The 26004-nt window shown below is 72.0% G+C and carries 25 protein-coding genes and 3 pseudogenes; 10 read left to right on the plus strand and 18 right to left on the minus strand.

Annotated elements, in window-relative coordinates:
- Window positions 1–10: 10 nt before the first annotated feature.
- Window positions 11–886, minus strand: coding sequence for a shikimate dehydrogenase (locus ABZ948_RS12795; RefSeq protein WP_359758938.1), 876 nt, complete (start codon window positions 884–886; stop codon window positions 11–13).
- A gap of 142 nt (window positions 887–1028) precedes the next feature.
- On the opposite strand from ABZ948_RS12795, the gene ABZ948_RS12800 reads away from it, so the two are divergent.
- Window positions 1029–1694 (plus strand): TetR/AcrR family transcriptional regulator, encoded by a 666-nt coding sequence (locus ABZ948_RS12800; protein WP_031118560.1) that lies wholly within the window; start codon window positions 1029–1031, stop codon window positions 1692–1694.
- Window positions 1695–1857: 163 nt separating this feature from the next.
- Window positions 1858–3216 (plus strand): MFS transporter, encoded by a 1359-nt coding sequence (locus ABZ948_RS12805; RefSeq protein ID WP_359758939.1) that lies wholly within the window; start codon window positions 1858–1860, stop codon window positions 3214–3216.
- A 66-nt stretch (window positions 3217–3282) separates the two neighbouring features.
- On the opposite strand, the gene ABZ948_RS12810 is transcribed toward ABZ948_RS12805, so the two are convergent.
- The 3 genes from ABZ948_RS12810 to ABZ948_RS12820 all read right to left on the minus strand — a co-directional run bounded on the left by ABZ948_RS12810 (window position 3283) and on the right by ABZ948_RS12820 (window position 4540).
- The gene (locus ABZ948_RS12810) at window positions 3283–3693 is read right to left on the minus strand and encodes a VOC family protein (RefSeq protein ID WP_359758940.1); all 411 of its coding nucleotides are present in this window, start codon (window positions 3691–3693) and stop codon (window positions 3283–3285) included.
- A gap of 167 nt (window positions 3694–3860) precedes the next feature.
- On the minus strand, window positions 3861–4250 hold the full coding sequence (locus ABZ948_RS12815; protein ID WP_359758941.1) for a VOC family protein: 390 nt from the start codon (window positions 4248–4250) through the stop codon (window positions 3861–3863).
- Entirely contained in the window at window positions 4247–4540 is a 294-nt protein-coding gene (locus ABZ948_RS12820) for an ArsR/SmtB family transcription factor (RefSeq protein WP_114256437.1), read from the minus strand. Before ABZ948_RS12820 ends, ABZ948_RS12815 begins: the two co-directional genes overlap by 4 nt.
- Before the next feature lie 174 nt (window positions 4541–4714).
- On the opposite strand from ABZ948_RS12820, the gene ABZ948_RS12825 reads away from it, so the two are divergent.
- Window positions 4715–5977, plus strand: coding sequence for a serine hydrolase domain-containing protein (locus ABZ948_RS12825; RefSeq protein WP_359758942.1), 1263 nt, complete (start codon window positions 4715–4717; stop codon window positions 5975–5977).
- Here ABZ948_RS12825 and ABZ948_RS12830 read toward each other — a convergent pair.
- From ABZ948_RS12830 to ribA, 3 genes are all read right to left on the minus strand, one after another.
- Window positions 5955–7112: a saccharopine dehydrogenase family protein gene (locus ABZ948_RS12830; protein ID WP_359758943.1), complete on the minus strand. Its 1158-nt coding sequence runs from the start codon at window positions 7110–7112 to the stop codon at window positions 5955–5957. The genes ABZ948_RS12825 and ABZ948_RS12830 overlap by 23 nt on opposite strands.
- The gene (locus tag ABZ948_RS12835; RefSeq protein ID WP_359758944.1) at window positions 7102–8163 is read right to left on the minus strand and encodes a saccharopine dehydrogenase; all 1062 of its coding nucleotides are present in this window, start codon (window positions 8161–8163) and stop codon (window positions 7102–7104) included. The genes ABZ948_RS12830 and ABZ948_RS12835 overlap by 11 nt, the downstream gene beginning before the upstream one ends.
- A gap of 159 nt (window positions 8164–8322) precedes the next feature.
- Window positions 8323–8982 carry a GTP cyclohydrolase II gene (gene ribA, locus ABZ948_RS12840; RefSeq protein ID WP_359758945.1) on the minus strand — a complete coding sequence of 220 codons (660 nt, stop codon included), beginning with the start codon at window positions 8980–8982 and terminating at the stop codon, window positions 8323–8325.
- Window positions 8983–9023: 41 nt separating this feature from the next.
- Between ribA and ABZ948_RS12845 the strand changes: the two genes are divergently transcribed.
- On the plus strand, window positions 9024–9752 hold the full coding sequence (locus ABZ948_RS12845; protein WP_114256432.1) for a creatininase family protein: 729 nt from the start codon (window positions 9024–9026) through the stop codon (window positions 9750–9752).
- 158 nt (window positions 9753–9910) lie between these two features.
- Here ABZ948_RS12845 and ABZ948_RS12850 read toward each other — a convergent pair.
- The 5 genes and pseudogenes from ABZ948_RS12850 to ABZ948_RS12870 all read right to left on the minus strand — a co-directional run.
- Window positions 9911–11029: pseudogene (locus ABZ948_RS12850) on the minus strand (lysylphosphatidylglycerol synthase transmembrane domain-containing protein); the annotation flags it as partial.
- Entirely contained in the window at window positions 11026–12195 is a 1170-nt protein-coding gene (locus ABZ948_RS12855; RefSeq protein ID WP_359758946.1) for a class I SAM-dependent methyltransferase, read from the minus strand. The gene ABZ948_RS12855 and the pseudogene ABZ948_RS12850, both read right to left, overlap by 4 nt.
- On the minus strand, window positions 12192–13397 hold the full coding sequence (locus tag ABZ948_RS12860) for a glycosyltransferase family 4 protein (RefSeq protein WP_359758947.1): 1206 nt from the start codon (window positions 13395–13397) through the stop codon (window positions 12192–12194). The genes ABZ948_RS12855 and ABZ948_RS12860 overlap by 4 nt, the downstream gene beginning before the upstream one ends.
- On the minus strand, window positions 13394–13792 hold the full coding sequence (locus tag ABZ948_RS12865; RefSeq protein ID WP_031118546.1) for a 6-pyruvoyl trahydropterin synthase family protein: 399 nt from the start codon (window positions 13790–13792) through the stop codon (window positions 13394–13396). Before ABZ948_RS12865 ends, ABZ948_RS12860 begins: the two co-directional genes overlap by 4 nt.
- Window positions 13793–13964: 172 nt before the next feature.
- Window positions 13965–14945, minus strand: coding sequence for a zinc-dependent alcohol dehydrogenase (locus ABZ948_RS12870; protein ID WP_359758948.1), 981 nt, complete (start codon window positions 14943–14945; stop codon window positions 13965–13967).
- Window positions 14946–15053: 108 nt separating this feature from the next.
- Here ABZ948_RS12870 and ABZ948_RS12875 point away from each other — a divergent pair, with 108 nt between their 5' ends.
- Complete coding sequence (locus tag ABZ948_RS12875; protein WP_359758949.1) at window positions 15054–15815, plus strand: CDP-alcohol phosphatidyltransferase family protein; 762 nt, start codon at window positions 15054–15056, stop codon at window positions 15813–15815.
- A 91-nt stretch (window positions 15816–15906) separates the two neighbouring features.
- Here the strand turns inward: ABZ948_RS12875 and ABZ948_RS12880 are convergent, their stop codons facing one another.
- The gene (locus tag ABZ948_RS12880) at window positions 15907–16287 is read right to left on the minus strand and encodes a winged helix-turn-helix transcriptional regulator (protein WP_359758950.1); all 381 of its coding nucleotides are present in this window, start codon (window positions 16285–16287) and stop codon (window positions 15907–15909) included.
- 113 nt (window positions 16288–16400) lie between these two features.
- Here ABZ948_RS12880 and ABZ948_RS12885 point away from each other — a divergent pair, with 113 nt between their 5' ends.
- Window positions 16401–16802 (plus strand): RidA family protein, encoded by a 402-nt coding sequence (locus ABZ948_RS12885; protein ID WP_359758951.1) that lies wholly within the window; start codon window positions 16401–16403, stop codon window positions 16800–16802.
- Window positions 16803–16811: 9 nt separating this feature from the next.
- On the opposite strand, the gene ABZ948_RS12890 is transcribed toward ABZ948_RS12885, so the two are convergent.
- The gene (locus ABZ948_RS12890) at window positions 16812–18347 is read right to left on the minus strand and encodes an ABC transporter substrate-binding protein (RefSeq protein ID WP_359758952.1); all 1536 of its coding nucleotides are present in this window, start codon (window positions 18345–18347) and stop codon (window positions 16812–16814) included.
- A 158-nt stretch (window positions 18348–18505) separates the two neighbouring features.
- Here ABZ948_RS12890 and ABZ948_RS12895 point away from each other — a divergent pair, with 158 nt between their 5' ends.
- Complete coding sequence (locus ABZ948_RS12895) at window positions 18506–19447, plus strand: ATP-binding protein (RefSeq protein ID WP_359758953.1); 942 nt, start codon at window positions 18506–18508, stop codon at window positions 19445–19447.
- A gap of 40 nt (window positions 19448–19487) precedes the next feature.
- The gene (locus tag ABZ948_RS12900; protein ID WP_359758954.1) at window positions 19488–19880 is read left to right on the plus strand and encodes an SCO5389 family protein; all 393 of its coding nucleotides are present in this window, start codon (window positions 19488–19490) and stop codon (window positions 19878–19880) included.
- Here the strand turns inward: ABZ948_RS12900 and ABZ948_RS12905 are convergent.
- Window positions 19867–20721, minus strand: a complete 855-nt coding sequence (locus ABZ948_RS12905; protein WP_359758955.1) for an alpha/beta fold hydrolase — start codon at window positions 20719–20721, stop codon at window positions 19867–19869. The genes ABZ948_RS12900 and ABZ948_RS12905 overlap by 14 nt on opposite strands.
- A gap of 279 nt (window positions 20722–21000) precedes the next feature.
- Between ABZ948_RS12905 and ABZ948_RS12910 the strand changes: the two genes are divergently transcribed.
- Window positions 21001–21129 carry a DUF6408 family protein gene (locus tag ABZ948_RS12910; RefSeq protein WP_232840675.1) on the plus strand — a complete coding sequence of 43 codons (129 nt, stop codon included), beginning with the start codon at window positions 21001–21003 and terminating at the stop codon, window positions 21127–21129.
- A gap of 79 nt (window positions 21130–21208) precedes the next feature.
- On the opposite strand, the gene ABZ948_RS12915 is transcribed toward ABZ948_RS12910, so the two are convergent.
- From ABZ948_RS12915 to ABZ948_RS12925, 3 genes and pseudogenes are all read right to left on the minus strand, one after another.
- Window positions 21209–23338, minus strand: a complete 2130-nt coding sequence (locus ABZ948_RS12915; protein WP_359759011.1) for a DUF2075 domain-containing protein — start codon at window positions 23336–23338, stop codon at window positions 21209–21211.
- Between the two features lie 182 nt (window positions 23339–23520).
- Window positions 23521–25407, minus strand: a complete 1887-nt coding sequence (locus tag ABZ948_RS12920; protein ID WP_359758956.1) for a DNA/RNA helicase domain-containing protein — start codon at window positions 25405–25407, stop codon at window positions 23521–23523.
- Window positions 25408–25590: 183 nt separating this feature from the next.
- A pseudogene (locus tag ABZ948_RS12925) lies at window positions 25591–25755 on the minus strand (family 1 glycosylhydrolase); the annotation flags it as partial.
- A gap of 1 nt (window position 25756) precedes the next feature.
- Between ABZ948_RS12925 and ABZ948_RS12930 the strand changes: the two are divergent.
- Window positions 25757–25966: pseudogene (locus tag ABZ948_RS12930) on the plus strand (coagulation factor 5/8 type domain-containing protein); the annotation flags it as partial.
- Window positions 25967–26004 lie beyond the last annotated feature (38 nt).

The following is a 26004-nucleotide window of genomic DNA, read 5'->3' on the forward strand; positions in this document are numbered from 1 at the left end:
GTGTCCCTTCCTAGTTCCGTGCGCCCACGGCCCCGGCCAGCCGCGTCAGGTCCGCCAGCATGCGCGGGGCGTCGGGTTCCCGCCCGGTGAAGAGGCGGAACGCGTCGGCGGCCTGGAAAGCGGCCATGCCGCCGCCGTCGAGGGTGGCGCAGCCCAGCGCGCGGGCGGTGCGCAGCAGTTCGGTCTCCAGCGGGCGGTAGACCACCTCGGCGACCCACAGCCCCGGGTGGAGCAGTCCGGCGGGCAGCGGCAGCCCGGGGTGGGCGGCCATGCCGGTGGGCGTGGCGTGGACGATGCCGTCGGCGGGTGCGAGCAGGTCGGCCTGCCGGTCGGGGGGCGCGGCGGCCGCGCGGCCTTGGCCGAAGGCGCGGTTCAGGGAGCCGGCGAGCGCGGCGGCCCGCTCGGGCAGGGCGTCGACGACGGTGATGTGCCCGGCGCCGAGGGTGAGCAGGGCGTGGGCGACGGCCGCGCCCGCACCGCCGGCGCCCAGTTGCACCACCCGCTCCAGCGGCGCGTCGGGCAGCCCGCGCGCGAAGGACGCGGCGAAGCCGGTGACGTCCGTGTTGTGGCCGACGGCCCGGCCGTCCTCGAAGACGACCGTGTTGACCGCGCCCAGCGCCTCCGCCTGCGGGGCGAGGGCGTCCAGGTGCTCCAGGACGAGCTGCTTGCACGGGTGCGTGATGTTGAGCCCGTCGAAGCCCAGGTCGCGGGCGGCCCGCAGCAGATCGCCCACCGCCTCGGGCGGCACACCGAGGGTGTCGATGTCGATGAGCCGGTACAGCAGGCGCAGGCCCTGGCGGTCGGCCTCTCTCTCGTGCAGCGCCGGGCTGAGCGACGGACCGATGCCGGAACCGATCAGGCCGACGAGGTAGGAGTCCTTGGGCACGCGCGCCTCCCGAGCGGCTCGCTAATGTACGAACTAGTACGTTAGCTATATCAGCCGAGCGCGGCCTCGGGAAGACCCCGTGGGCGGACGGGCCCCTGCTTCTACAATCACCGGCACCGGCCCCTCCGCCCGAAGGAACCTGATGACCAGCGTCGAAGAACCGGCACGTCCCGGCGAGCGCATCCGTGACGCCGCCCGCACCCGGGCCGAGATCCTCGACGTCGCCACGCAGGAGTTCGCCCGGGCCGGCTACGACGGGGCCCGGGTCGACGAGATCGCCGCCCGCACCCGCACCACGAAGCGGATGATCTACTACTACTTCGGCGGCAAGGAGCAACTGTTCACGGCCGTGCTGGAGCGGGCGTACGGCGTGATCCGCCGGGCCGAGCAGCAGCTCGACGTCGACCACCTCGACCCCGTGGCGGCCATCCGCCGCCTGGCCGAGCTGACCTTCGACCACCACGAGCAGCACCCGGACTTCATCCGCCTGGTCAGCATCGAGAACATCCACGAGGCGCACCACATCGCCGGCTCCGAGAAGCTCGGGAAGATCGGCTCCCCGGCCCTGGACGTCATCCGCCGGATCCTGGCGTCGGGCCAGGAGTCGGGCCTGTTCACGGCCGACGTCGACGCCGTCGACCTGCACGCGATGATCTCCTCCTTCTGCTTCTTCCGGGTCTCCAACCGGCACACCTTCGGCGCCCTGTTCGGCCGCGACCTGCTCGACCCGGCGCAGCGCGCGCACTACCGCACCATGCTGGGCGACATGGTGATCGCGTACCTGACGGCGGAGCGCGCGGCGGACTGAACGCCGGGCGCGCGACCCCTTGACACCGGCGGCACTCGGGCGCAGCATCACTGGCCATCCCCTACTAACTACCCAGTGGGTTAATTAGCCGCGATCCGGCCCGCCCCCTCAGCTCACCTCGCATCCCCGCTCCGCCTAGGGTGGAGCCCCCTAAGGAGCCGCCGTGTCCGTCCCCGCCATGCCCGAAGGGGCCGCCGCCCCTCCCGGCCAGCCCAGGAAAGCCGCCACCGCCGCGTGGATCGGCAGCGCCCTGGAGTACTACGACTTCTTCATCTACGGCAGCGCCGCCGCGCTGATCTTCCCCGAGGTCTTCTTCGACGAGTCCGACCCGGCCACGGCCACCCTGCTGTCGCTGGCCACGTTCGGCGTCGCGTACGCCGCCCGCCCGGTCGGCGCGCTGGTCCTCGGCCACTTCGGGGACCGGCTCGGCCGCAAGAAGATCATGGTCTTCACGCTGATGCTGATGGGCCTGTCGACGTTCCTCATCGGCTGTCTGCCGACCAGGGAGCAGGTCGGCACGTTCGCCCCGGTGCTGCTGGTGCTCTGCCGGGTGCTGCAGGGCATCTCGGCGGCGGGCGAGCAGGCCAGCGCCAACTCCATGACGCTGGAACACGCGCCACCGGACCGGCGTGGCTTCTTCACCAGCTTCACCCTCAGCGGCACCCAGGGCGGGCAGCTGCTGGCCACGCTGGTCTTCATCCCGGTCGCCGCGCTGCCCGAGGAGCAGTTGCTGTCCTGGGGCTGGCGGGTGCCGTTCTGGCTGAGCGTCGCGGTCGCCGTCGCCGGTTACGTCATCCGGCGCAAGCTGGACGAGACCCCGGCCTTCGCCCGGCAGGCCGCCGCGGAGGGTGTCGTGAAAATGCCGCTCCTGGTGCTGCTGCGCGAGCACTGGGCGGACGTGCTGCGGGTGATCGCGGGCGCGCTCATCGCCTCGGTCAGCACGATCTTCACGGTGTGGGCGCTGGCGTACGCCACGAGCGACGCGGTCGGCATGTCCCGCACGGCGATGCTGTGGGTGGGCGCCCTGGCCAACGTCGTCGCACTGGCCGCGATCCCGCTGTGGGCCACGCTGTCGGACCGGATCGGCCGCCGCCCGGTGTTCCTGATCGGCGCGGTGGGCAGCGCGGTGACGATGTTCCTGTACCTGTGGGCGGTCTCCACGGGCTCCTACCCGCTGACCTTCCTGACCGGCGTGCTCTGCTTCGGCGTGGTGTACAGCGCCGCGAACGGGGTGTGGCCGGCCTTCTACGGCGAGATGTTCGCGACCCGCGTGCGGCTGAGCGGCGTGGCCATCGGCACACAGATCGGGTTCGCGGCGGCCGGGTTCGCGGTGACGTTCGCGGCGCAGATCGCGGGGCCGGGCGGGGACGACTGGTCGGCGGTGGCGCTGTTCACCGCGGCGCTGTGCGTCCCGCCGGTGGTGGCCGCGGTGTCGGCGCGGGAGACCCACAGGATGCCCACCGAGGCACTGGGCGAACGCGCCACCGCGGGTGCGGTCCGGCCCGACAAGGTGACGGTCTGATCGTCGTTGTCGCCGGGGGCGGGGCGTGGGGCCTGGTCGCGCGGGCCCCACGCCCCTGGGCGGCACTCAGCTGTTGGACCAGGCCCGGCGGCACAGGACCAGGCGGTAGCCGTCGGGGTCCTCTACGGTGACTCCCCACTCGTTCCAGTACGGGTTGGGGGACTCCACCCGCTTGCCGCCGTGCTCCTCCAGGCGGGTGACCAGACCGTCCGGGACGGGGTCGTCGGCGTAGATCACCAGCAGGTCCTCCTCCGTGGGGCGGGGCTCGACCGGCCGGGCCGGCTCGTGCACGAGTTCCAGGTGCCAGTCGGCATCGGGCCAGCCGAGCATCAGCAGGTCGTGCCGGCCCGGTTCGGCTCCGCCCCCGGACCGCCACACGACGCTGAGCCCGAGTCCCTCGCGCCAGAAGCGCTCGGCCGCCGCCAGGTCCCGGGAGGGGCGGGCGATCCGGATGTGGCTGCGACCGTTCACGGGCATGGCGACCTCGTCTCGTGGCGTCCTGAGCTGCGGCGGATCTGCGGCGGATCTGCGGCGGCGATCCCCCCGCAGCCTAGGAGGCCGGCCCCCGCCTGGCATCGGCCATCGGTCCTGGGCCCCGGGTCCTGGGTCCTGGGTCGCGGGTCGCGGGTCGCGGGCCCTGGAGACTAGGCCTTCGTGTGCACGATCTGGATCAGATTGCCGCACGTGTCGTCCAGCACCGCCGCGGTGATCGGGCCCATCTCCAGCGGCTCCTGGGTGAACGTGACGCCCAGGCCGCGCAGCCGCTCGAACTCCGCCGGGACGTCGTCCACGGCGAAGGACGCGGCCGGGATGCCGTCCTCGACGAGGGCCGTCTTGTAGGGCGGGACCGCGGGGTGACCGGAGGGCTCCAGGAGCAGTTCCGTGCCGTCGGGGTCCTCCGGTGAGACCACGGTCAGCCACCGGTCCGTGCCCACCGGAACGTCGTGCTTCTTCACGAAGCCCAGCACGTCCGTGTAGAAGCGCAGGGCCTTCTCCTGGTCGTCGACGAAGACGCTGGTGATGTGGATCCTCATGGGGTGTCCTCCGGTGGGTCGGGCCTGAGCCATCGGGTCATGATGCGCTCGAGGGGCTCGGTGTTCAGGTCGTGGAACTTGTAGCGGCCCTCGCGCCGGGTCACCACGAGACCCGCCGACTCCAGTACCGCCAGATGCTGGCTGATCGCCTGGCGGGACAGCCCCAGGCCGTGCTTGGTCACCAGCCGGGTGCAGATCTCGAACAGGCTCTGCCCGTCCCGCTCCACCAGCTCGTCCAGGATGCGCCGACGCGTGGGGTCGGCCAGGGCCTTGAAGACATCCTCCGCCATGACCCCCACGATAGGCAAGTGACGACTTGCCTATCAATCGCCGTTCCGCGCCGATGACACTCGCTCACCTGTTCCTGCGCGATCACGAAGGGTTCCTGGACGAGGATGGGATCGGAGGCGGTCCGGGCGGGGTATGCCGGATCTCACCTCGACGAGCGCGATGGAGGAAGAGCGATGGCACAGCTGCGACAAGAGGCGGATCCGGGTGAGGCGGGGCTGGACCCGGAGGCGCTGGGCCGCCTGGACCGGCACTTCGCCGGCCTGGTCGAGGCGGGGCGGCTGCCGGGCTTCCTCGTGTCCGTCGCCCGCGGCGGACGCGTCGCCCACCTCACCACGCACGGCCTGCGCGACATCGCGGCCGGGCTTCCCGTCGAGCGCGACACGCTGTGGCGGGTCTACTCCATGACGAAGCCGGTCACCGCGGTCGCCGCGCTGCTGCTGGTGGAGGAGGGCCGGCTGTCACTGGACGACCCGGTCGCCGACCACCTGCCGGTCTTCGCCGACCCGCGGGTGTACGTGAGCGGCTCCGGGTCCGAGGTGAAGACCCGCCCGGCCGCCGGCCCGATACTCGTCCGGCACCTGCTGACCCACACCTCGGGCCTGACCTTCGGCTTCTACCACACCCACCCCGTCGACGCCCTGTACCGCGCGGCCGGCCTGGAGTCGTCGGTGCCGCCGGGCGCGGACCTCGCCGAGACCGTCGAGGTCTACGCGAGCCTGCCGCTGCAGTTCGAGCCGGGCACCGAGTGGAACTACTCGGTCGCCAGCAATGTCCTGGGCCGGGTGATCGAGGTGGTGTCCGGACAGCCGCTCGACGCGTTCTTCGCCGAGCGGATCTTCACGCCGCTCGGCATGACCGACGCGGGTTTCCACGTCACGGACGAGCAGGCGCCCCGGCTGTCCGAGATGTACGGGGAGAAGGAGGGCGGCGGCGGCATCGAGCCGATCCCGGGGCTGCCGCTGCGGGGCCGCCCGCGGTTCCTGTCGGGCAGCGGCGGCATGGTGTGCTCCGCCCACGACTACCACCGCTTCATGGAACTGCTGCGCCGCCGGGGCGAGGTGGACGGGGTCCGGCTGCTCGCCCCGGAGACGGTGGACCTGATGACCCGCAACCACCTGCCCGGCGGCGCCGATCTGCGCAGCTTCGGCAGCCGTCCCGCCCACGACGAGCCCGGCAACGAAGGCGTCGGCTTCGGCCTCAACTGCTCCGTGGTGATCGACCCGTCCCGCACGCAGGTGCCGTCCGGACTCGGCGCCTACGGCTGGAGCGGGGTGGCCACGACGACGTTCTGGGTGGACCCGGGCCGCGACCTGACGGTGCAGTTCATGACGCAGGTGCGGCCCAGGACCTCGCACACGGTCTTCAAGGACCTCAAGCGGCTGGTCCACGAGGCCCTGTCCGGCCGGACACCGCTCAGCGGTCGACGCGGAGCGTGAACTCGATTCCGTCCCGGGCGAGTTCACGCAGCCACTGCTCGGACCGGCCGGCCGTCTCGGCGGCGCGGTTCAGGCCCGCCGGCAGGGAGCCGTCCAGGACGTGCCGGACGCCCAGGGCGAGGGTGCGCGAGACGCAGCGGGCCATCGCGCTCTCCTCGGCGTCGCCCACCAGGTCGAGGAGGTAGCCGCCCGTCCAGGTCGCTCCCGTCTCGGCCCGCACCTCCAGGGACACGGCGAGCACGACCCGGTCGCGGTCGTCGTCCGTGGTGGGATGGGCGGCGGCCAGTTCCCCGGCCAGGGCCGTGATCCGGGCGTCGTCGCCGGTCTTCAGCTCCTCGAAGACGGCGTCCCAGGCGCGCAGCCAGCCCTCGAGGCGCAGGGTGCCGCGCACGAAGGTGCGCGGTGTCCAGGCGTCCGGAAGACCGTACTGGGCGACGAACGGGACGCTGTCGCGGTTGGGGTACACCTCGAAGGTCTCCCCGTCGACGACGTGCCGCCGGGTCGCCTCCCAGGGGCGTTCGGCGACGGTCTCGGCGCCTTGGTCGATGTAACGGGCCGGGGAGCGCAGGGCGTTGAGGACGCCCGCCGGTGCCCAGCTGAAGCGGTAGGTGAAGTCGTTCGGGACGGCGGGGACGCCGCCGCAGTACGAGGTGAGGGTGTACGAGGCGGGCGTGGCGTCGCCGACGGCCTCCCGGGCCCGGGCGACGAGGGCGTGCGCGAAGAGGTGGTCGATGCCCGGGTCGAGCCCGGACTCGGTGAGGACGACCACCCCGGCCTTCTCGGCGGCGGGCACCTGCTCCAGCACCGCCTCGGACACATAGCTGGAGCACGCGAAGTGCGCGCCCAGCCGTACGCACTCGGCGAGCAGCGGGGCGTGTTCCGGCGCGGGCAGCATCGACACGACGACGTCGCCGGGCGCCAGTTCGGCGGCGAGCGCGGACAGCGTGTAGGCGCGGGGCTCGGCCCGTCCGGCCAGGCCCAGCCGGTCGAGGGCGTCGGCGGCGCGGCTCTCGGTGCGGTGCCAGAGCCGGACGCGCTCGGCGGTGTCGCACAGTGCGGCCAGGCCGCTGCCGGTGGACAGTCCGGCGCCGATCCAGTGGACCGTGCCGCTCGCGGGTACCGGGTCAGTGGTCAAGGGACTCCCCCTCGTCGAGACCGTGTTCACGAAACGCCTGGCGGAACCGGTCCAGGCAGCGCGCCCACGCCCCGGCGACACCGAAGTCCAGCAGGTGGGGCAGCAGCGCGGCCGAGAAGTCGGCGCTGGACTCCAGCGGCAGCAGGGACGGCAGGTTGTCGATGGCGATCAGGTCGAGCGGGGGTTCCGCGCGCAGCCGGCGGACCGGCGCCTCCCAGTCGGTGGTGTCGTCGTACACCGGCAGGACGTTGAGCGGCGAGCCGACGTCACAGGTCACGTCGCACAGGGTGCGCAGGCGGCGGTCCGGGGTGTCGAGGTCCCGCTCGCGCAGGAAGGGCGGGACGGGGCTGGTGGCGAGCACCGCGTTCACCATCACGTCGTGCCGCAGCAGGGCGGCGCGGTCCAGGTCGCGGGTCTCGGCGAGGTCCCAGCAGGTCGGGTCCACACCGGCGGCGGCGAAGGCCACGCGGGCGCCGCGGCCGCTGCGTCCCAGGGCGCCGATGACCAGGCCGGTGAAGTCGGCGTCGGTGTCGGCGGGCTTGAGGGTCTCGTCGAGTTCGTCCTTGGTGGTGGGCACGAGCGGCGCCCGCAGCCGGCCCCGGTGCTGCAGGACCGCCAGGGCCGCGCCCAGGTAGCCGGCCCAGAAGCCGAAGGCGGCGAGGCGCCGTCCGGTGTCGTCGACCAGGTACTCCAGGTCGAACAGCGCCCCGCCCCCGGCGGCGAACCGGCGCAACAGGCCGGCCGCTCCCGGCTGGCCCTTGTAGGCGTGGCCGAAAAAGATGTGCCGGTGGGTCAGTTCGGCGGGCTCGTCGGGCAGTTCCTTCAGGCCGAGCACGACGGCGTCCGGCGGCGCCGTCACCCAGGAGCCCGCGGGGGCGACGCGGCAGCCGGCCGCCTGGTACTCCTCGATCGGGAAGATCCGCTGCGGGGACTCCTCGACGGTCAGTTCCACTCCGTTCTCGACGAGGCGCCGGGCGTCGTCGGGAACGACCGGAGTGCGTCGCTCGGTCGTTCGGGCCTCGTGGCGCAGCCACAGATGGAGCTCGGTCATACCAGGTGGGCCTCCGGACGTGAGGCGTCGGCCGCTGCGGGGCCGACGCTCAAGGGGCGGACGTCCACGAAGCGTACGCGGCCCGCCCACGGGTCGCGCACGGATTCGCCCAGGTCACGTCGCGGAGGACCGGAACCAGCCGCTGCGGGGCCGGCGCCTTCAGGAGGAGCTGACCACCGCGTCCAGGTGGGGCAGGTGGTGGTCGAGGCGCTCCCGCTTGGTGCGCAGGTAGGTGATGTTGTTCTCGCACGGCGGGATCAGCAGCGGCACCTGCTCGGCGACCCGGATGCCGTGGTTCACCAGGGCCTCGCGCTTGCGCGGGTTGTTGGACATCAGGCGGACGGAGTTCACGCCCAGGTCCTCCAGGATCCGGGCGGCCACGCCGTAGTCGCGGGCGTCGACCGGCAGGCCGAGGGCGAGGTTGGCCTCGACGGTGTCCAGGCCCTCCGCCTGCAGGGCCATCGCGCGCAGCTTGGCGAGCAGGCCGATGCCGCGGCCTTCATGCCCTCTGAGGTAGACGACGACACCGGCGCCCTCGGCGACGACCGCGCGCAGGGCGGCGTCGAGCTGGTCGCCGCACTCGCAGTGCTGGGAGCCGAAGGCGTCGCCCGTCAGGCACTCGGAGTGCAGCCGGATGAGGACGTCCTCCGCGCCGATCTCGCCGTAGACCAGCGCCACCTGTTCGTCACCGCGGTCGTGGTCCAGGTAGCCGACCGCCTGGAATTTCCCGTACACGGTGGGCAGAGGGGCATTGACGACGCGTTCCACGCCGGTCCGCTGCGGGGACTTCTTGCCGAGTACGCCAATTTTTTCTGTCATGATTCTCGAGTTCCTAAGCAGAGACGAAAGGCCGTGGAGTTATGAGTGATCTGGTACCGGCGGACACCACGGAAGACATACGGACGCGAGGCGCCGGTGTCTCACGGCAGGTCGCGGTGCTTCCCGTGGGGAGCTTCGAGCAGCACGGTCCGTTCCTTCCGCTGGCGACCGACACGCTGGTGGCCTGTGCCGTCGCGCGGGAGATAGCCGGCGCGTACCCGGTGCACCTCCTTCCTCCGGTGACGATCTCGTGCTCGCACGAGCACGCGGCCTGGCCGGGGACCGTCAGCATCTCCTCGGTGACCCTTCATGCGGTGGTACGGGACATAGCGGATTCGCTCCGCCGGTCCGGTGTCGACGCCCTGGTGGTGGTCAACGGGCACGGCGGGAACTACGTGCTGGGCAATGTCGTTCAGGAGTCCTCCGCCCGCGGCGAGCGGATGGCGCTCTTCCCGGCCCCCGAGGACTGGGAGGCGGCGCGGGAGCGGGCGGGTGTGGTCACCTCGCTGCTCACCGACATGCACGCGGGGGAAATAGAAACCTCCATCCTTCTGCACGCTCATCCCGAAATGCTCCGACCCGGTTATGAGACCTCCGATTTCGTTGCCGACGACCGGCGTCATCTGCTCACCCTCGGCATGTCCGGCTATACCGATTCCGGTGTCATCGGCCGTGCTTCGCTGGGTTCGGCGGAAAAGGGGAAGGAACTCCTGGCGAGCCTGGCGGATTCCTTCGGGGCGTATTTCTCGTTGCTGACCTCCGACGGGTAGTCAACATCCGGTGCGGGGCCGGGTCCGGGGGCCGGTGCGACGGCCCGGGGCCCGGCGCGCAGGCCCGCGTACCAGCGGGCGACGAGCACGATCAGGCCGGGCAGGCTCGCCACGAGGCTGAGCACCCCGTAGACGACCGCGACGGCGAGTCCCCGGCCTGCGCCGAGACCGGCGGCGCCGAACGCCCAGGCGGTGACGCCCTCGCGGGGTCCCCAGCCGCCGACGTTCAGCGGCAGCCCCATCGCCAGCAGCGCGAGCACCGCGAGCGGCACCAGGACGGCCACGGAGGCGGCGGCTCCGGCGACGCGGGCGGCGAGGACGAACATGGCGACGTACCCTGCCAGGACGACCACGGAGGAGACGACCACCCCGGGCCCGTTGCGCCGGGACAGCAGCCCTTCGCGCGCCTCGGCGAGGGTCGCCCGCAGCTTGCGGCCCCGGGCGGAGGGTGCCGCCCGGTTCATGCGCAGGGCGAGGACGACGGCGACGGCACCCAGGGCGCCCAGGGCCGCGAGCGGGGCGATGTGCCGGGCCTGGGAGAACACCGGCGACGGCATGGTCAGCAGGACCACGGCCCCGACGGCGAACAGCGCGAGCTGCCCGGCGGCCCGTTCGAGGACGACGGCCTTCACGCCCCGCCGCAGATCCCCCTCGCTCTGCCCGTGCCGCACGGCCCGGTGCACGTCGCCGAGGACGCCGCCGGGCAGGGCCGCGTTGAGGAACAACGCGCGGTAGTAGTCGGCGACGGCCGGGCCGAACGGCAGCCGGATGCGCAGCCCCCGGGCCACCAGCGCCCAGCGCCATGCGCTGAACACCGTGGTGACGAGCCCGATCCCGAGCGCGAGGAGCAGGGTCACCGCGTCGATGCGGCGCAGCCCGTCCAGGAAGACGCCCGTACCCAGCCGCCAGAACAGCACGGCGACGATGGCGATTGCGGCGACGGTCCCGAGGTGCGTGCGGACCTGCCGGGAGCCGAGCCGGGCGAGGGCCGCACGGAGGGGGCCGGGCGACGGGGAGCCGGCCGGGGTGCGGTCGGACTCCGCGGCGGTCGCGGGGCCTTGGGCGGCGGTGGCCCCGGCGGGATGTCCCGAGCCGTTGCCGGTGGCCGGTGCCGATCCGGTGGCCGGAACCGACGCGGTGGCCGGAGCCGACGTCGGTGCCATCGCCTGCGCCTGCGCCACTGCCGCCCACGGTGCGCCGGCCGGCGTCGGCCGTTCGCGCACCGGAGTCACCACACCCCGCGGAGCCGCCCGCGTCCCCGTCGCCTGCGGGCTCATGACGCTCCGCCCACCGGACGGCACAGGGCCAGGAGGTCGGTGTGATGGACGGTGACGCGCAACTCGCCCGCGGCGCAGGCGGCCAGGCGCTCGGCCAGATAGGCCTCGGCCGGGACGCGCAGGTCGGGGCGCTGTTCCACGGCGGCGCCGACCCAGCCGCGCAGCCACTGCTCGGTCAGCGCGGCCTGCTCGGGGCCGAGCCGCCAGGGGCTCGGGTGCAGGCGTACCGTCGCGCCCTGTTCGGAGAACGCCTCGGCCGCCGCCGTGACCGCGTCGGGGCCGAGCAGGCCGTCGCGGCGCTGGTGGTCGTTGAACGCCTGGGCGATCTCCGCGTCCAGCGGGTGCGACGGGGTCAGCTCCACGCGCCCGGCGACGGACAGCGTCAGCAGGGCGGGACAGCCGGCTCCGGCACAGGCGGCGGCGAGGGTGTCGAGTTCCTCGCGGGTGAGGACGTCCAGCAGGGCGGAGGCCGTCACCAGGGACGCACCCTGCAGCGCGTCCGGGGTGAGGCGGGCGACGTCACCGCGGCGCGTCTCCACGCTGACCCGGCTGCCGTCGGCGGCGGAGCGCGGGGAGGCGACGGCGGCGAAGTGCAGCAGATAGGGGTCGCGGTCGTGCAGGATCCAGTGCTGGGCGCCGTCCAGGCAGGGGGCGAGCCAGCGGCCCATCGAGCCGGTGCCGCAGCCCAGGTCGTGGATGACGACGCCGCCCGACTTGCCCGGCAGGTTGGCGAGCCGGATGCGCAGCGGGTCGAGCAGGTCGTGCGCCCGCGCGGCGGCGTCGGCCGGCTCCCGCAGCTCCAGCCACTCGGGCGCGTAGCGGGGCGGATCGTCGGGCCCGGCCTCACGCAGCTTCACGGTGGGCCGCGCTCCCGCTGCCCCGCCACTGGGCCCGGCGCCCGGGATGACCGCACCGGCGGCAGCCGGCACGGCCGCGGACGTGCCGTCGGTACCCGCCCCCGCGACCACCGGGCCACCGGCCTGCACGGTCGCGGACGAGCCGCCGGAGCCCACGGCCCCCACCACCGCGCCGGCAGCCCGTCCCGACACGGACGAGCCGCGGGGGCCCGCGCCGGGGATCACGCCGTTCATGGGCTCGGCGGGCTGCCTCGGTCCGGGCTGGGCCGGGATCGTGCCGCTCTGCTGGGTCGTCACCGGGTTCGTCATGCGGCCCTCCGGGGTTCGGTCGGCAGCCGGCGCAATACCGCCGCCAGGCTCTGTGCGGTCGTCGCCCAGCCGTCGAGGGCGGCGCGGCGGCCGCGGGCGGCGGCCTTGAGGCGGCGCCGTACGTCGGCCTCGCCGAACCAGCCGCGCAGTTCGGCGGCGATGGCGGCGGGGTTCTCCGGCGGGACGAGGATGCCGGGCACCCCGCCGTCGGGGGCGCGTCCGACCGCCTCGGGCACGCCGCCGACGTCCGTGGCCAGCACGGGGATGCCGCGGGCCAGCGCCTCGGTCACCGCCATGCCGTACGTCTCGGCGTACGAGGTGAGGACCATCAGGTCGGCGGTGGCGTACGTGGCGTCGAGCGCGGCGCCGGACCGCGGGCCCGCCAGCTCCAGCCGGTCCTCCAGGCCGTGCTCGCGGATGAGGGACCGCAGATGGGCGACGTACTCCGGGTCCTGGGTGAGGCCGCCGACGCACACGCAGCTCCACGGCAGGTCGGTCACCGTGGCCAGCGCCTCCACCAGCCGGTGCTGGCCCTTGCGCGGGGTCACGGCGGCCACGCACAGCAGCCGCGACACACCGTCGGTTCCGGGCGCGAGGGGCGCGATGTCGGCACCGGGCGCGGCGACGTGGACGCGCTCGGGGGGCAGGCCGTGGTGGGAGACCAGGCGGCGGACCGCCCAGTCGCTGGTGGCGATCACCGCGGGCACGGCCCGCAGCACCGCCCGCTCCTTGGCGTCGAGTTCGGCGGCGACCGCCGGTTCGAGCCCGGTCTCGTCGCCGAGCGGGAGGTGGACGAGCACGGCCATGCGCAGCCGTTCCGCCTCCGGCACCACGATCTCCGGGACGCCGCAGGCCACCAGCCCGTCGAGCAGGACGGCGGCGCCGTCCGGCAATCCGGCCAGGGCGCGGGCGAGTTCCGTGCGGGCGGCCGGCGACGGCCGGGGCCAGTCACCGGCGACGGGGTGCTTGGTCACCTGCCAGCCGAAGCCGGGCAGGTCCAGGCACACGCGCCGGTCGTAGGCGTTGCCGCCGCTCGGCGTCGCCGGGTCGTCGACGCCGCCCGGCAGCACGAAGTGCACGGTGCGCAGGGACATGGGGATGATCTCGGCGTTCCTCAGGGCGGCGTGCTGCACCGGGACGTAGTTCAGCCGCGCCGGTACCGGTCCGGTCTGCTCGGGCCGCTCGATGGTCGTGTCGGTCACAGCGCACGCTCGTAACTCGCCCAGGCGATGTGCGACTCGTGCAGGGTGACGGTGAGGCCGGCGATGCCCTTGGCGCCCTCGCCCAGCGCGCCCTTGTGGATGCGCTCGGCGAGCCGGTCGGCGATGACCTTGGCGAGGAACTCCGTGGAGGTGTTGATCCCGGCGAAGTCGGGCTCGTTGTCGAGGTTGCGGTAGTTCAGCTCGCTGACGACCGCCCCGAGTTCCTGCGTGGCCAGCCCGATGTCGACGACGATGTTGTCCTCGTCCAGCTGTTCACGCCGGAAGGTGGCGTCCACCAGGAACGTGGCGCCGTGCAGGCGCTGCGCCGGGCCGAAGACCTCGCCGCGGAAGCTGTGGGCGATCATGATGTGATCGCGGACGGTGATGCTGAACAACGGACGACCCTCCAGGTGCGGCGCGTCTGCTCCCCCGCCATGGCTGCCGGGGATGCCGTGTAGTACGGCTGTCTGCCTTCCCCTGTTCAGCCTCGGGTACGTCTTTTCTCAGGTCAGGCGCTCTTGTCATGGCCGATGTCGTACCTGATGGAACGAATCGTCAGCCGATGTGTCAATCGCTCTCGTCGTAGCGGACGCGGTGGCACAGGGCGGGGATCTCGCCCGAGGCGAGTCCCGGCAGCACCTCGGGCAGGTCCTCGAAGGCGGACTCGCCGGTGACGAGGGCGTCGAGCGCCGGGTCGGCGAGCAGGTCGAGGGCGACGGCGAGCCGGTCGGCGTAGGTCCGGTCGGGGCGGGCCGGGGAGACGGTGCCGACCTGGCTGGAGCGGATGGCCAGGCGCCGGGAGTGGAAGGCCTCGCCGAGCGGCAGGCTCACCTTCCGGTCGCCGTACCAGCTCAGTTCGACGACGGTGCCCTCGGCGCCGAGGAGTTCCAGGGACCGGGCGAGGCCCTGTTCGGTGGCGCTGGCGTGGACGACCAGGTCGCAGTCGCCGTCGGCGTCCCGCGGGGTGGCGAAGCCGACGCCGAGCGCCTCGGCGGTCTCGGCGCGGGACGGGTCGGCGTCGACCAACTGGACGCGGACGCCGGGGAAGCGCGCGAGCAGGGCGGCGACCGAGCAGCCGACCATGCCGCCGCCGACCACGGCGATCCGGTCGCCGATCAGGGGTGCGGCGTCCCACAGGGCGTTGACCGCGGTCTCCACGGTCCCGGCGAGCACGGCCCGTTCGGCGGGCACGGTGTCCGGGACGGGCGTCACGGCGCTCGCCGGGACGACGTACCGGGTCTGGTGCGGATACAGGCAGAACACCGTACGGCCGGCGAGCGACCCGGGCCCCTCCTCCACCACCCCGACGTTGAGGTAGCCGTACTTCACCGGGCCCGGGAAGTCGCCCTCCTGGAACGGCGCCCGCATGGCCGTGTGCTGGCTGACGGGCACGCCGCCGCGGAAGACGAGCGTCTCGGTGCCGCGGCTGACTCCGGAGAACAGCGTGCGGACCAGCACCTCGCCCTCGCCGGGCTCCGGCAGCTCGACGTCCCGGATCGCGCCTCGCCCAGGCGAGTCGATCCAGAACGCGCGTCCGGTGTGCTTCATCGAAGTCCTCCTGAACGATCGGGAAGCTGCTTGCGTACCGAGGGGTGCACAGGCCGCGCACAAGGTAGCGGCGTTGATCGACTCTGTCACACGGCCGGAGGGTGTTCGGTGGCCCTGAACAACACTTACGACGCGAGGCTCGTACAGCAGGAGACCGCCCTGGGGGCGGGTGTGCAGGTCCTGCTGCTGGCCCTGATCGGCACGGCGATCGGGATGGGCCCGGCGGGCTGGCTGACCGGCCTCGCGTTCGCGTTCGCCACCTGGGCGGTGCTCTCCCGGGCCCTGCACCGCTCCCGGCTGCGCTCCTTCGGCGCGGCGAACCGGGTCACCCTGGGCCGGGCCACCCTCGTCGGCGGGGTCACCGCGCTCGTCGCGGACTCCTTCCAGAGCTCCCCGCCCGTGTCGCTGTTCGTCGGGCTGACGGCGGTGGCGCTGATCCTCGACGGCGTCGACGGCAAGGTGGCCCGCCGCACCGGTACCTCCACCCCGCTGGGCGCGCGCTTCGACATGGAGGTCGACGCGTTCCTGATCCTCGTGCTCAGCGTGTACGTGTCCATGCAACTGGGCCTGTGGGTGCTGCTGATCGGCGGCATGCGGTACGTCTTCGTCGCCGCCGCCCGCGTCTGGCCCTGGCTGACCGCCGCGCTCCCGCCGAGCACCGCCCGCAAGACGGTCGCCGCGCTGCAGGGCGTGCTCCTGCTGCTCGCGGGCGCCGATCTGCTGCCTTACGCGGCCAACTTCGGGGTCGCGGCCCTGGCGCTGGGCCTGCTGGTGTGGTCGTTCGGGCGGGACGTGCTGTGGCTGTACCGGACCTCGCGGGTCGAGCAGGCCCCGGCTCCCCGGCAGGTGCGGGAGCTGGTCGCGGGCTGAGAGCCCAGCGGGTTCGCAGGTTGTGCGACCCCGGGCCGGTCAGCTCGTAGGCGGCCCCGGGCCGGTCAGCTCGTAGGCGGCCCCGGGCCGGTCAGCTGTCGAAGCGCCCGCGCGCCGACTCGATGTGCCCGAGGTACCGGTGGGTCCAGCCGCAGATCGCGTCGACCGTGGCGCGCAGGGCCCGGCCCGGTTCGGTCAGGGTGTACTCGACCTTGGGCGGCACGGTGGGGTGCACCTTCCGGTCGACCAGGCCGTTGCGCTCCAGCATCCGCAGGTTCTGGGTCAGCATCTTGTGGCTGACGCCCTCCACCTCGCCGCGCAACTCGGTGAAGCGCAGGGTGCGTTCGCCGAGGGCCTCGATGATCAGCAACGCCCACTTGTTGGCGACGTCGGAGAAGATCTCCCGGGCCAGGGAGTCCGCCCGCCGGAGGTCCGCGTTCTCGGGCAGGTCCCTCAACTGCTTGGTCACCATCTGGTTCCCCAGTCACTGAAAAGTGCGTTCTTCCAGGTCGGCCGTCACTCTCCTACGGTTTCCGGGTAACCGCAAGAGAGCGCTGGTACGCGCTCGACGGAAGGACGGGAACCATGACCACCCTCGACGTCTACGACCACGGTGTGCCGGCGGAGGGCCGGTTCGGCTACGCGCAGGCGATCCGGTCCGGCGATCTGATCCATGTCTCCGGCCAGCTCTCCTTCGACGAGGCGGGCGGCTTCGACCCCGCGGACGACGTCGCCGCCCAGCTCAAGCAGACCTATGTGAACATCGACAGGGTCCTGGCCCACTACGGCGTGACGCGCAACCAGATCGTGTCCCAGACGCTGTACGTGGTGGACCTGGTGCGCCACGCCGAGGTGGTGGCGGAGGGCAACCGGGCGTACTTCGGCACCCACCGCCCGGTCAGCACGGCCCTGGGCGTCACCGAACTGACCTTCCCCGGGCAGCTCGTCGAGATCAGCTGCGTGGCCGACACGCGGCTGCCCGCCTGAACCGGCCGCTCAGCGTCGCGTTCCGGCCCCGACCAGGGTCCGCTCGTAGGGGTCGAGGAGCACGCCCCGGACCTTGGTGGAGACGCCGGCGATGATCCGCTGGTGCGCCAGGGGCACGACCGCGTCCGTACCGAGGACGGCGGCCTCCGCGGCCATAGCGGCGTCCTGGCGCTCCCCGGTGCCGTCCGCCCTGTCGGCCTCGGCGACGGCCCGGTCGACCTTCTTGTCGCACAGCAGGGCGAGGTTGTAGCCGCCGTCGCAGGTGTAGTCACTGGCGAGGATGCCGACGGGGTCGCCGGTGTCCAGGAGGCTGTTGCGGGCGCCGATGAACGCGTCGAACTTCCCGCCGAGGGCGTCGCTCTCCAGGCGTGAGTACTCGCGCACCTCCAGTTTCACCGTGAAGCCGGCCTTCTGGAGCTGCTGTTGCACGACCTGGGCGACCTCGGGGAGTTCGGGCCGGTTGTCGTAGGTGGCGAGGGTGATCCGCGTGCCGTCGGGCCGGGCGGGCTTCGCGCGTCCGGCCGGCTTCACCCGCTTGCTCTCGGCCCAGGTGACGGCGGGGCCGAAGATGCCCGCGCCCGGGTCGGCGTATCCCTCGAAGACGCCCTTGACGAGGGTGGAGGAGTCGATCGCGGTGCGGGCGGCGGCGCGCAGCTCCGGGTCCTTGAAGGGGCCGGTCCTGGTGTTGAGCTGCAGGCTGGTGGTCCGGGTGGTGCCGGCTTCCTTGAGGGTGTCCCGGTCGAGCGTGGCGGCCTGGGCGACGGGGATCGCCTCGGCGATGTCGACGTCGCCGGTGCGTACGGCGTTGGCGCGTGCGGTGCCGTCCTTGACGAAGCGCGCGTCGATGCCGGCGGCCTGGGCGCGGCCGCCCCAGTAGTCGTCGTAGCGGTCGAGGGTGGCGGAGCCGCCGCCGTCGGCCTCGGTGAGCTCGAAGGGCCCGGTGGCGGTGCCGACCGGATCGGGGCGGTCCGCCTTCCGGTACGCCTTCGGGGAGAGGATCGCGAGGCTCGGGCTGGACAGGCGCAGGGGCAGGACGGGGTCGGGGGCTCCGGTGGTGACGCGCAGGCCGCGGTCGCCGTCGGCCCGTGCGCTGAGGGTGACGCCGGCGAGGGCGGCGGGCGCGGGCTTCGCGCGCGTGGCGTGGGTGAGGGCGGCGGCCACGGCGGAGGGGGTGACGTCCGTGCCGTCCTGGAAGGTGGCGTCGCGCAGGGTGAAGTGCCAGGTGCGGTCGTTCTCGCGGCGCCAGGAGGAGGCGAGCGCGGGGGTCGCGGCGCCGTTGGCGTCCAGGGCGGTCAGGCCCTCGGTGACGCCGAGACGGCTGAGCAGCGTGGCGTCGGCCCCGTACGGCGAGAAGTTCTCGGCGGGCGGGAAGGCGAGGGCGACGCGCAGCCGCGAGCCCGACCGGCCGTCGTCCGACGACGACGCCCCTTGGGGAGAGGCGAAGCAGCCGGCCAGGCAAGGGACGAGGGCGAGGGCGGCGAGGATCCGGGAGCGGGGCTTGAAGCTGAGGATCCGGGATCGGGGCTTGATGCTGAGGTCACGCACTTGCACAGCATATGCATCAAGCCGGAGCCGCCGGTCGACCGGGGACGACGACCAGGCGGCCCCCGCCAAAACCCATACGGCTCAAGCGATTTGACAGTCCGGCGCGCACTGATCGAATCTAGCCACATGACATCCATTTTCAAAAAGGCGGGTGGGTCGTGAGGGTCGCGTTCGTCGGCAAGGGAGGCAGCGGCAAGACGACGCTGTCGGCGCTGTTCTCCCGCCACCTGGCGCGGTCCGGCGCCCCGGTCCTCGCCATCGACGGCGACATCAACCAGCACCTGGCCGAGGCCCTCGGCGGCGAGGAGAAGTCCGCTCCTCCCCTGGGCGCGCACCTGCCCGGGATCAAGGACTACCTGCGGGGCACGAACCCGCGCATCCCCTCCCCCGAGGCGATGATCAAAACGACTCCCCCGGGGCGCGGTTCCCGCCTCCTGCGCCCTCTCGGCGACGACGAACTGCACGCGCGGCACGTCGGCCGCGCGGGCGGCGTACCGCTGATGGTCACGGGCGAGTTCGACGAGTCCGACCTGGGCGTGGCCTGCTATCACTCCAAGCTGGGCGCGGTCGAGCTGTACCTGGGCCACCTGGCGGACGGGCCCGGCGAATACGTCGTGGTCGACATGACGGCGGGCGCGGACGCCTTCGCCTCCGGCCTCTTCACCCGTTTCGACATCACCTTCCTGGTGGCGGAACCCACCCGCAAGGGCGTCTCCGTCTACCGCCAGTACCGCGACCACGCCGAACAGTTCGGCATCCGCATCGCTGTCGTCGGCAACAAGGTGACCTGCGAGGACGACCTCCTCTTCCTCAAGGAGCAGGTGGGGGACGACCTCCTGACCCACCTGGAGCAGTCCTCCTGGGTCCGCGCGGCGGAACAGGGCCGGGAGCGGGGCGAACTGGAAGCGCACAACCGGCACGCCCTGAACGTCCTGCGCGAGACGGTCGACTCCCACCCGCGCGACTGGACCCGGCTCCACCGCCACGCGGTCGAGTTCCACCTGCGCAACGCCCGCGCCTGGGCGGACGCCCGCACCGGCGAGGACCTGGCGGCCCAGATCGACCCCGACTACGTCCCCGGCGGCCCGGCGAACGCCTGAGCCCTCTTCACCTCACCGACGACCAGACAGGACGCCCCTCATGTCCCTCGACGTATCCGACCGACTCCTCGCCGAAGCCGAACGCGGCGACATCCGCGAGGAGGACTTCGTGGACACGGTCCGCACGTCCCTCCCCTACGCCTACGACCTGATCGCCTCCCTCGCCGCCGACCTGAACGCCGGCCGGGCGGAGTTCACGGACAACCAGACCCCTCCCCCGTCCGAACGGGAACGCGGCCAGCTCCTGCGCGCCCTCGCCAGCGACGCGATCCGCACCAGCCTGGAGCGCCACTTCGGCATCGCCCTGGCCTTCCAGAACTGCCACCGCGTGGCGGCGTTCCGCCCCGAGTCGCGGGACGGCGAGACGTACGCCCGCTTCACGTCCGCACGCGCGCAGATCCTGAACCAGTCACCGGAGTTCAGGGACTGCTGACGCCGTCCAGGAAAGCGAGCAGGGCTGCCGCGAACGGCCCCGGATCGTCCAGCCACGGAAAATGCCCCACCCCGCTCTGCACCACCGCCTCACCCTTCGGGAAGAGCGCCGCGTACTCCTTCATCACGCGCGCGGGTGCCGCCACGTCGTACTCCCCGGCCAGGACGAGGACGGGTGAGGGGAACGCGGCGAGGGCGGCCCGGGTGGCGTCGGGTTCGAAGGCACCGTCGGAGGCGTACCGAGCAGCCGCCTCGGCGTTGCGCTGGTGTTCCTCCGCCGCGCGGAAGGCGCGTGCCTCGTCGTCCCACCGCCCGTACCAGAATGGCGCGACGGCGTCCCAGTCCCCGTCCGCCGCCCGGCCGGCCGTGATCGCCTCCAGGGACGCGAACGCCGGGGCGAACCACGATTCGCCCCGGCGCAGGCGCGCGGTCTCCAGCCGGTCCTCGGCAGTGGCGCCGAGCCCCACCGCGAAGACGCTGGGCGTGACGAGAGCGAGGCGCCCCACGCGGTCGAGATGACGGGCCGCGTACAGAACGGCCAGGTTGGCGCCGCCGGAGTGCCCGACCAGATCCAGCCGCTCCAGCCCCAACTCTTCCCGCAGCGCCTCGACGTCGTCGACCTGCCGGTCACACCGGTACGAGCCCACGTCCCGCGGCACCGCCGACCGGCCGGTCCCCCGAAGGTCCAGCCGGACCACGGTGCGACGGGCGCCCAGACCGCCGAGGTCCCCCAGATAGACGGAGTCCTGCATGGGACCACCCGGGAGACAGACCAAGGGCGGGCCGTCTCCGGTCAGGTGGTAGGCGAGGGTGGTGCCGTCGGGGGCGGTGAAGGAGGGCATGGGGGCGAGACTGACAGCCGACGGCACGCGAGACAACCGGATATCGACAGGACCCTGAACGCCTATGACCAGTCTGCCAGTTGGCATGATCCCGCGCTTGTCACTACGCTCACACCCGCTGCGCACCTTCCCGGAGGGTACGAGGCGGTGTCCACGGTCCAGTCCGCTGGTCGTGAGTGACGAACGGTGAATCCACCACGTGGACCTCACTTCTGTGAGGGCGGATGCCCGGTAGGGCGATCCCTGCCATTCCGAACTCACAACCTGGAGTGGCTCTTCATGGAACCGGTCGAGTACAAGCCCGCGCGCCGTTCCTGGATTCGCGAGATCCTGGTCGGCGCCGCAGCCGGAGTTGCCTCCAACCTTGTGTGGGAGCTGCTGACGGCGGCAGCGCGCCTCCTCGTCTGAGGCAGGCATGTGGCGGGTCCGGTGAACCCGCCACTCTCCTCTCTCCCGTCACTCTCCGGCTGGGTCGCCGGGAGTGCTCTCAGAAGAGGGGCCGCTGCCCCTGGTCGGGCTTGTTCTGCTTCTTCCTGTTGCGCGAGCGGTTGCGCCCCCGCTTGGGCCGGGGCAGGTGCGCTGTCCGCGCCACGGGCGGCAGGTTCTCCCACGTGGGACGCAGACCGTCGATCCGCACGTCTCCGACGATCTGCTTCAGATACGTCTGGGTCTTCTCGTCGGGGGAGTAGAGGACGGTCGCCCGGCTGGCCCGGGTCATGAGCACGTGGTACGCGTGCCGGATGCACCGGGCGAAGTCCTCGTCGTCCGGCTTCCTGCCCCGCAAACTGGGGTCGAAGGAGCCGGGGGCCGCCACTCGCTTGACCCCGGTTTCCGGGTCCTTGCGCGCCTTGCCCTTCTGGAAGACCCAGCGACCGTCGCGGCGCACCATGTCCTCGCCGATGATCACACCGCACCAGTCCCATTCGAGTCCCTGTGCGGTGTAGACGCAGCCGATCTGGTTGATCCCGGCAGGGTGCACGGACCAGATCTTGGAGGGCGGCACGGTTCCGTCCTCGCAGAAACTCTCACTGTAGGCGTTCCACGGCTTGTGCCAGCCACCGATGCGGACATCGTCTTCCAGCCACCGCCCTGCCCCCTTGCCCTGCGGCTTGGTCCAAGGCCAGCAGAACCCGGCGACCATGCGGGCGGAGGCCCCTGCCTCCGCCTCCGCCCTGATGATCCGCTCCATGTCCTCGGGGCTGTCGGCGACCTCGACGTGCATGAGCCCGTCAGGGGTCCAGGGCTCCGGCTCGTTCTCGGTGAGCCCCAGGACATCGCGCACCCAGTGCACGTACCCGTCGCTTCCTCCACATCGGTACTGGGTGGGCAACTCGTAGCGTGCGGGGGTGATGCCACGAGCCTTGGCCGCGTTCGCGATGAGGTCAGCCGTGCCCACTTCGTTCGGTCGTACCGACTGGCTTCCGTCCAGGAAGAACACCGTGAGTCGGGAGGCGTCGAGCAACTCGTCCACCTGAGGTTTCGTCCCCTGCGCCTCGGCCGGCAGGTAACGGTTGGTGGTCCTGTCCCGCAGCCGGTGTGCCTCGTCGCAGATGAGGACGTCGAGCGGCGGGTCGGGCGGCGTGACGAAGCTGCTGAAGTAGGTGAAGCTCTCCTTGAACTCCCTGTCGCCGTACCCCACGTGCTCTTGGAGCGCCCCGTTGAAGGCCCTGCTGCCGCTGGCGTATCGGACCGTCCGTCCGTCGGCCTCGAACCGGGCTTTGAGCTGTAGTCCGACAGCGCTCTTGCCTGTGCCCGCGCCGCCGGTCACGACGAACACGGCCCTCCGCTCGTCCGGGACGAGGGTCGGCCGATCCGGGTCCCCAAGTATCCGGGACGCCTTCTCCATGACATCGTCGGCGATCTCCTTCTGCCTCCTCCGCAGAGTGAAAACGGTGTCTTCGCCCCGGGACCTGATCATCGCGTCGAGCAGGGGCGTGTTACGGAGATTCATGCTCTTCAGCAACAGCTCGGCAGCGTGGTCACCGCCGTTCTCCGCGAAATGTCCCCGAAGGTCGGCGAGCAGTCTCTGGCGGCGGTCCTTGGTGTACGTGCGCGCGTAGATCCCGGTGGGCGCCTCGGTGTCGAGCAGGGGCTTCGCGGATTCCTCCGTGGCGTTGTGGAGATAGGCGAATCCGCCGCATTCGACCTCGAGCCCGTCCAGCGGCCCCTTCTCGCCGGTGAAGAGGTCGAAGCATTCGCGCAGTTGCAGGGCAGGGTGTCGCTTCGGCTCGATGATTCCCGGTACGTGAACCAGTTCGGCCGTTGCGGCCTCGACCCGGGTGACCGTCGACCAGCGTTTCAGCTCCACGAGCTGAAACGACGGGTGATGGGTCTCCGGGTGGCGGCCGACCAGAACGACGTCGATCAGGCGCTGGTCGTTGCGGTTCTCCGGTTCCTCGACCGTCGCCGCGCACTCGACGATCATCTCCACACCGCCGCGGTCCGCCGCCACGAGGTCCTTCGCCAGCTCGACCAGGCTCTCCGCCCACGCTGTCCGTTCGGAGAGCGAGGCTTCCGTGCCCCGGAAGAGCTTCCATCTGGCTGCCAGATGGGGCACCATCCGGCGCCGGGAGTTCAGGGCGAGCAGGTCCTGCGCGGACAACCTCAGCAGGAGCATGGACACGAGGACGTTCCCCCAGGGCACGAGTGACTCGTGCGGGTGGGGGCCTGTCCTCGTGCGGAGGAAGCCCGTCGGGCCGCGATCGGTAGGGTGATCGTAGGTGTGTGGTCTCCCCGGCAGCCGTTTCCAAGCCACGGTGCCCACGTCATGGACGGGTCTTCGCGAGGCCGCGGACCCGGTCACGCCCCCACGGCTGTGAGTCGTGGCCGGCCCACCAGCTCGCGCAGCTTGTCCTGGGTCTCCGCGTCCGTGGAGTGGACGACCGTGCCCACCATGCCGCGGGTGAGGAGAACCTTGTAGGTGTTGCGGATCAGGCGGTCGATGTCCGCGTCCGGAGTCGACCGCTTGAAGACCGGGTCCTTGGAGGCCGTGCGGTCGGTGATCCAGCGGTCACCGCGCCACACCAGGTCGGGTCCGATGATGACGCCGGACCAGTCGTACTCGAATCCCTGAGCGGTGTAGACACAGCCGATCTGACCGAAACCCGCCGGGTCCGTCGCCCACAGGGCGGAGGGCGGTGCCCCGGACACGGAGCGGTCGCCCCGTAGGTTCCACGGGCGGGCCCAGTCCCCGATGCGCACGTCGGCCGGAAGGGGCTCCCCGGGCTTGGGCTCGGGAGACCAGGGCCAGCAGTAGCCCGCCGACATCCGGGCTCCGTAGCCCTCGCCGCGCCGGCCGTCCAGGAAGTACTCCATCTCCTGCGGGCTTTCGGCGATCACCAGTTGCATGCGGTCGTCGGGGTCCCACACCACCGGCCCGCCGGGCTCCAGTCCCAGGAGGCGTACGACCCAGCGCAGGTAGGCATCGCTCCCGCCGCAGCGGAACTGGCTGTCGAGCGGTACAAGGTGACAGGTCAGTCCTCTGCGCGCGGCCGCCGCCTTGATCTCGTCGACCCGGCCCATCTCCCCGGGACGGACGACCTGGTGTTCGTCGAGGAGGAAGACGGGCACCTTGGCGACGTCCAGCAGCTCGTCGATCTGCCGTTTCCCGGTCCGGTGCGCGGCCGGTGTGTACCGGTTGGCGGACGTCTCCCGGATGCGGTGTGCCTCGTCGCAGATCACGACGTCCAAGCTGTTCTTCTCGGCCGTCATGAAACTGTTGAAGTACTTGAACAGCTCCTGTACCTCCCGCTTGCGGGAACCGGCCACCTTCCGCATGGTCTTGGTGAAGGACTGTGACCCGGTGGCGTGCAGGGCGGGGACACCCTGCCGGTACAGCTCTCCGAGCAGGGAGAGGGCGATGACACTCTTGCCGGTGCCGGGGCCGCCGGTGACGACCACGACCTCCTTGTGGTCGGACCGCTTGGCCCGGCGCACGGCGTTCAGCACCATGCGGTAGGCGACCTGCTGTTCGTCGAGGAGGACGAACTGCTCACGCTCGCGTACCTCCTGCGCCGCCACCGACATGAGCTGCTTGGACGGTACGGTCTTCCCCGCCAGCAGTTCGTCGGCTGCCCCGGCGCCGGGCCGCCGGTCGCTGAGCCTCGTACGGAGATGGTCGAGGAACTCGCCGCGCCGGTCCCCGGTGAACAGCAGGCCGTGCTCGTCGGACTCGATGGCGCGCAGGCCACCCACCCCGAACTCGGTCGCGTTGTGCAGGAACGCGGCTCCGCTGACCCGACCTGGATACTCGGCCACCGCACCGTTGAAGTTGACCAGGTACTCGCAGTAGCGGCGTACCTGCTCGATGGGGTTGAGGACAGGATGCGCGTAAGCGTCCACGTGACACAGCGCCGGGTCCTCCTCGTCCGGCTCGGCCTGGCTCCACTGCTTCAGCTCCACCACGACGTACGACGGCTCGCCCGTCTCCGGGTGGACACCGGCGAGTACGGCATCGGCGCGCTTGCTGTTCAGCGGGAGCGCGTACTCCAGCATGACCTCCACGCCACCGAGCCCGGCGTCGTTGAGCGCGGCCGCCAGGGCGGGGATGCTCCGCTCCCAGGAGCGCGCCTCCGAGGGTCCGGGCCGGTAGCCGTGCACGTGGGTGAACTGCTCGGTGAGATGGAGATAGAGAGAGTGGTCGAGCGCCATGGCGGCGACCGATGCGGCAGACGCGCGGAACAGCAAGGACTTCCCCCGGGCAGCACGAACTGACTCGTGCGGGTGGGGGCATGTCCTTCGAGACTCCACCGAGGTGGAGCGGAAGCCCGTCGGGCCGCGATGACTACGCCTCCGAGGTTACCTGGGAGGCGGAGGCTGCCCGTACCGCCCCCGTCGCTCCGCCCCCGCCCGTCCCCCGGCATCGTCGGATCAGGCAGCCCTGCGCCCCCGGCTCCGATGGGCCTGGATCACCTCGGCGTACCGGTGGCCTGTGCCCTTGATCGTGCGCTGCTGGATCGCGTAGTCCACGTGGACGAGACCGAACCGCTTCTCGTAGCCGTACGCCCACTCGAAGTTGTCCAGCAGGGACCACGCGGGCCTGGGCAGCTACTGCTACTACAACGTCGACCCGACGATCGTGCAGCACCACGGCTTCGCCGCGCCGAACCGACCCGGGGTGCGCTTCCACGACCTGCTCGTGGTCTCGCTGGGCGGCAACGGGCAGTACGAGTGCGTCATCAACGACACGGGAGCGCCCACGTCGGGGACGTCCACCGTGCCGTCGACGGTGGTGTCGTACCCATAGAAGTCGGGCCCGTAGGAAGGGCCGGCCCCTCCCCCACG

The sequence above is a fragment of the Streptomyces olindensis genome (assembly GCF_040645895.1).
Taxonomy (GTDB): Bacteria; Actinomycetota; Actinomycetes; order Streptomycetales; family Streptomycetaceae; genus Streptomyces; species Streptomyces olindensis.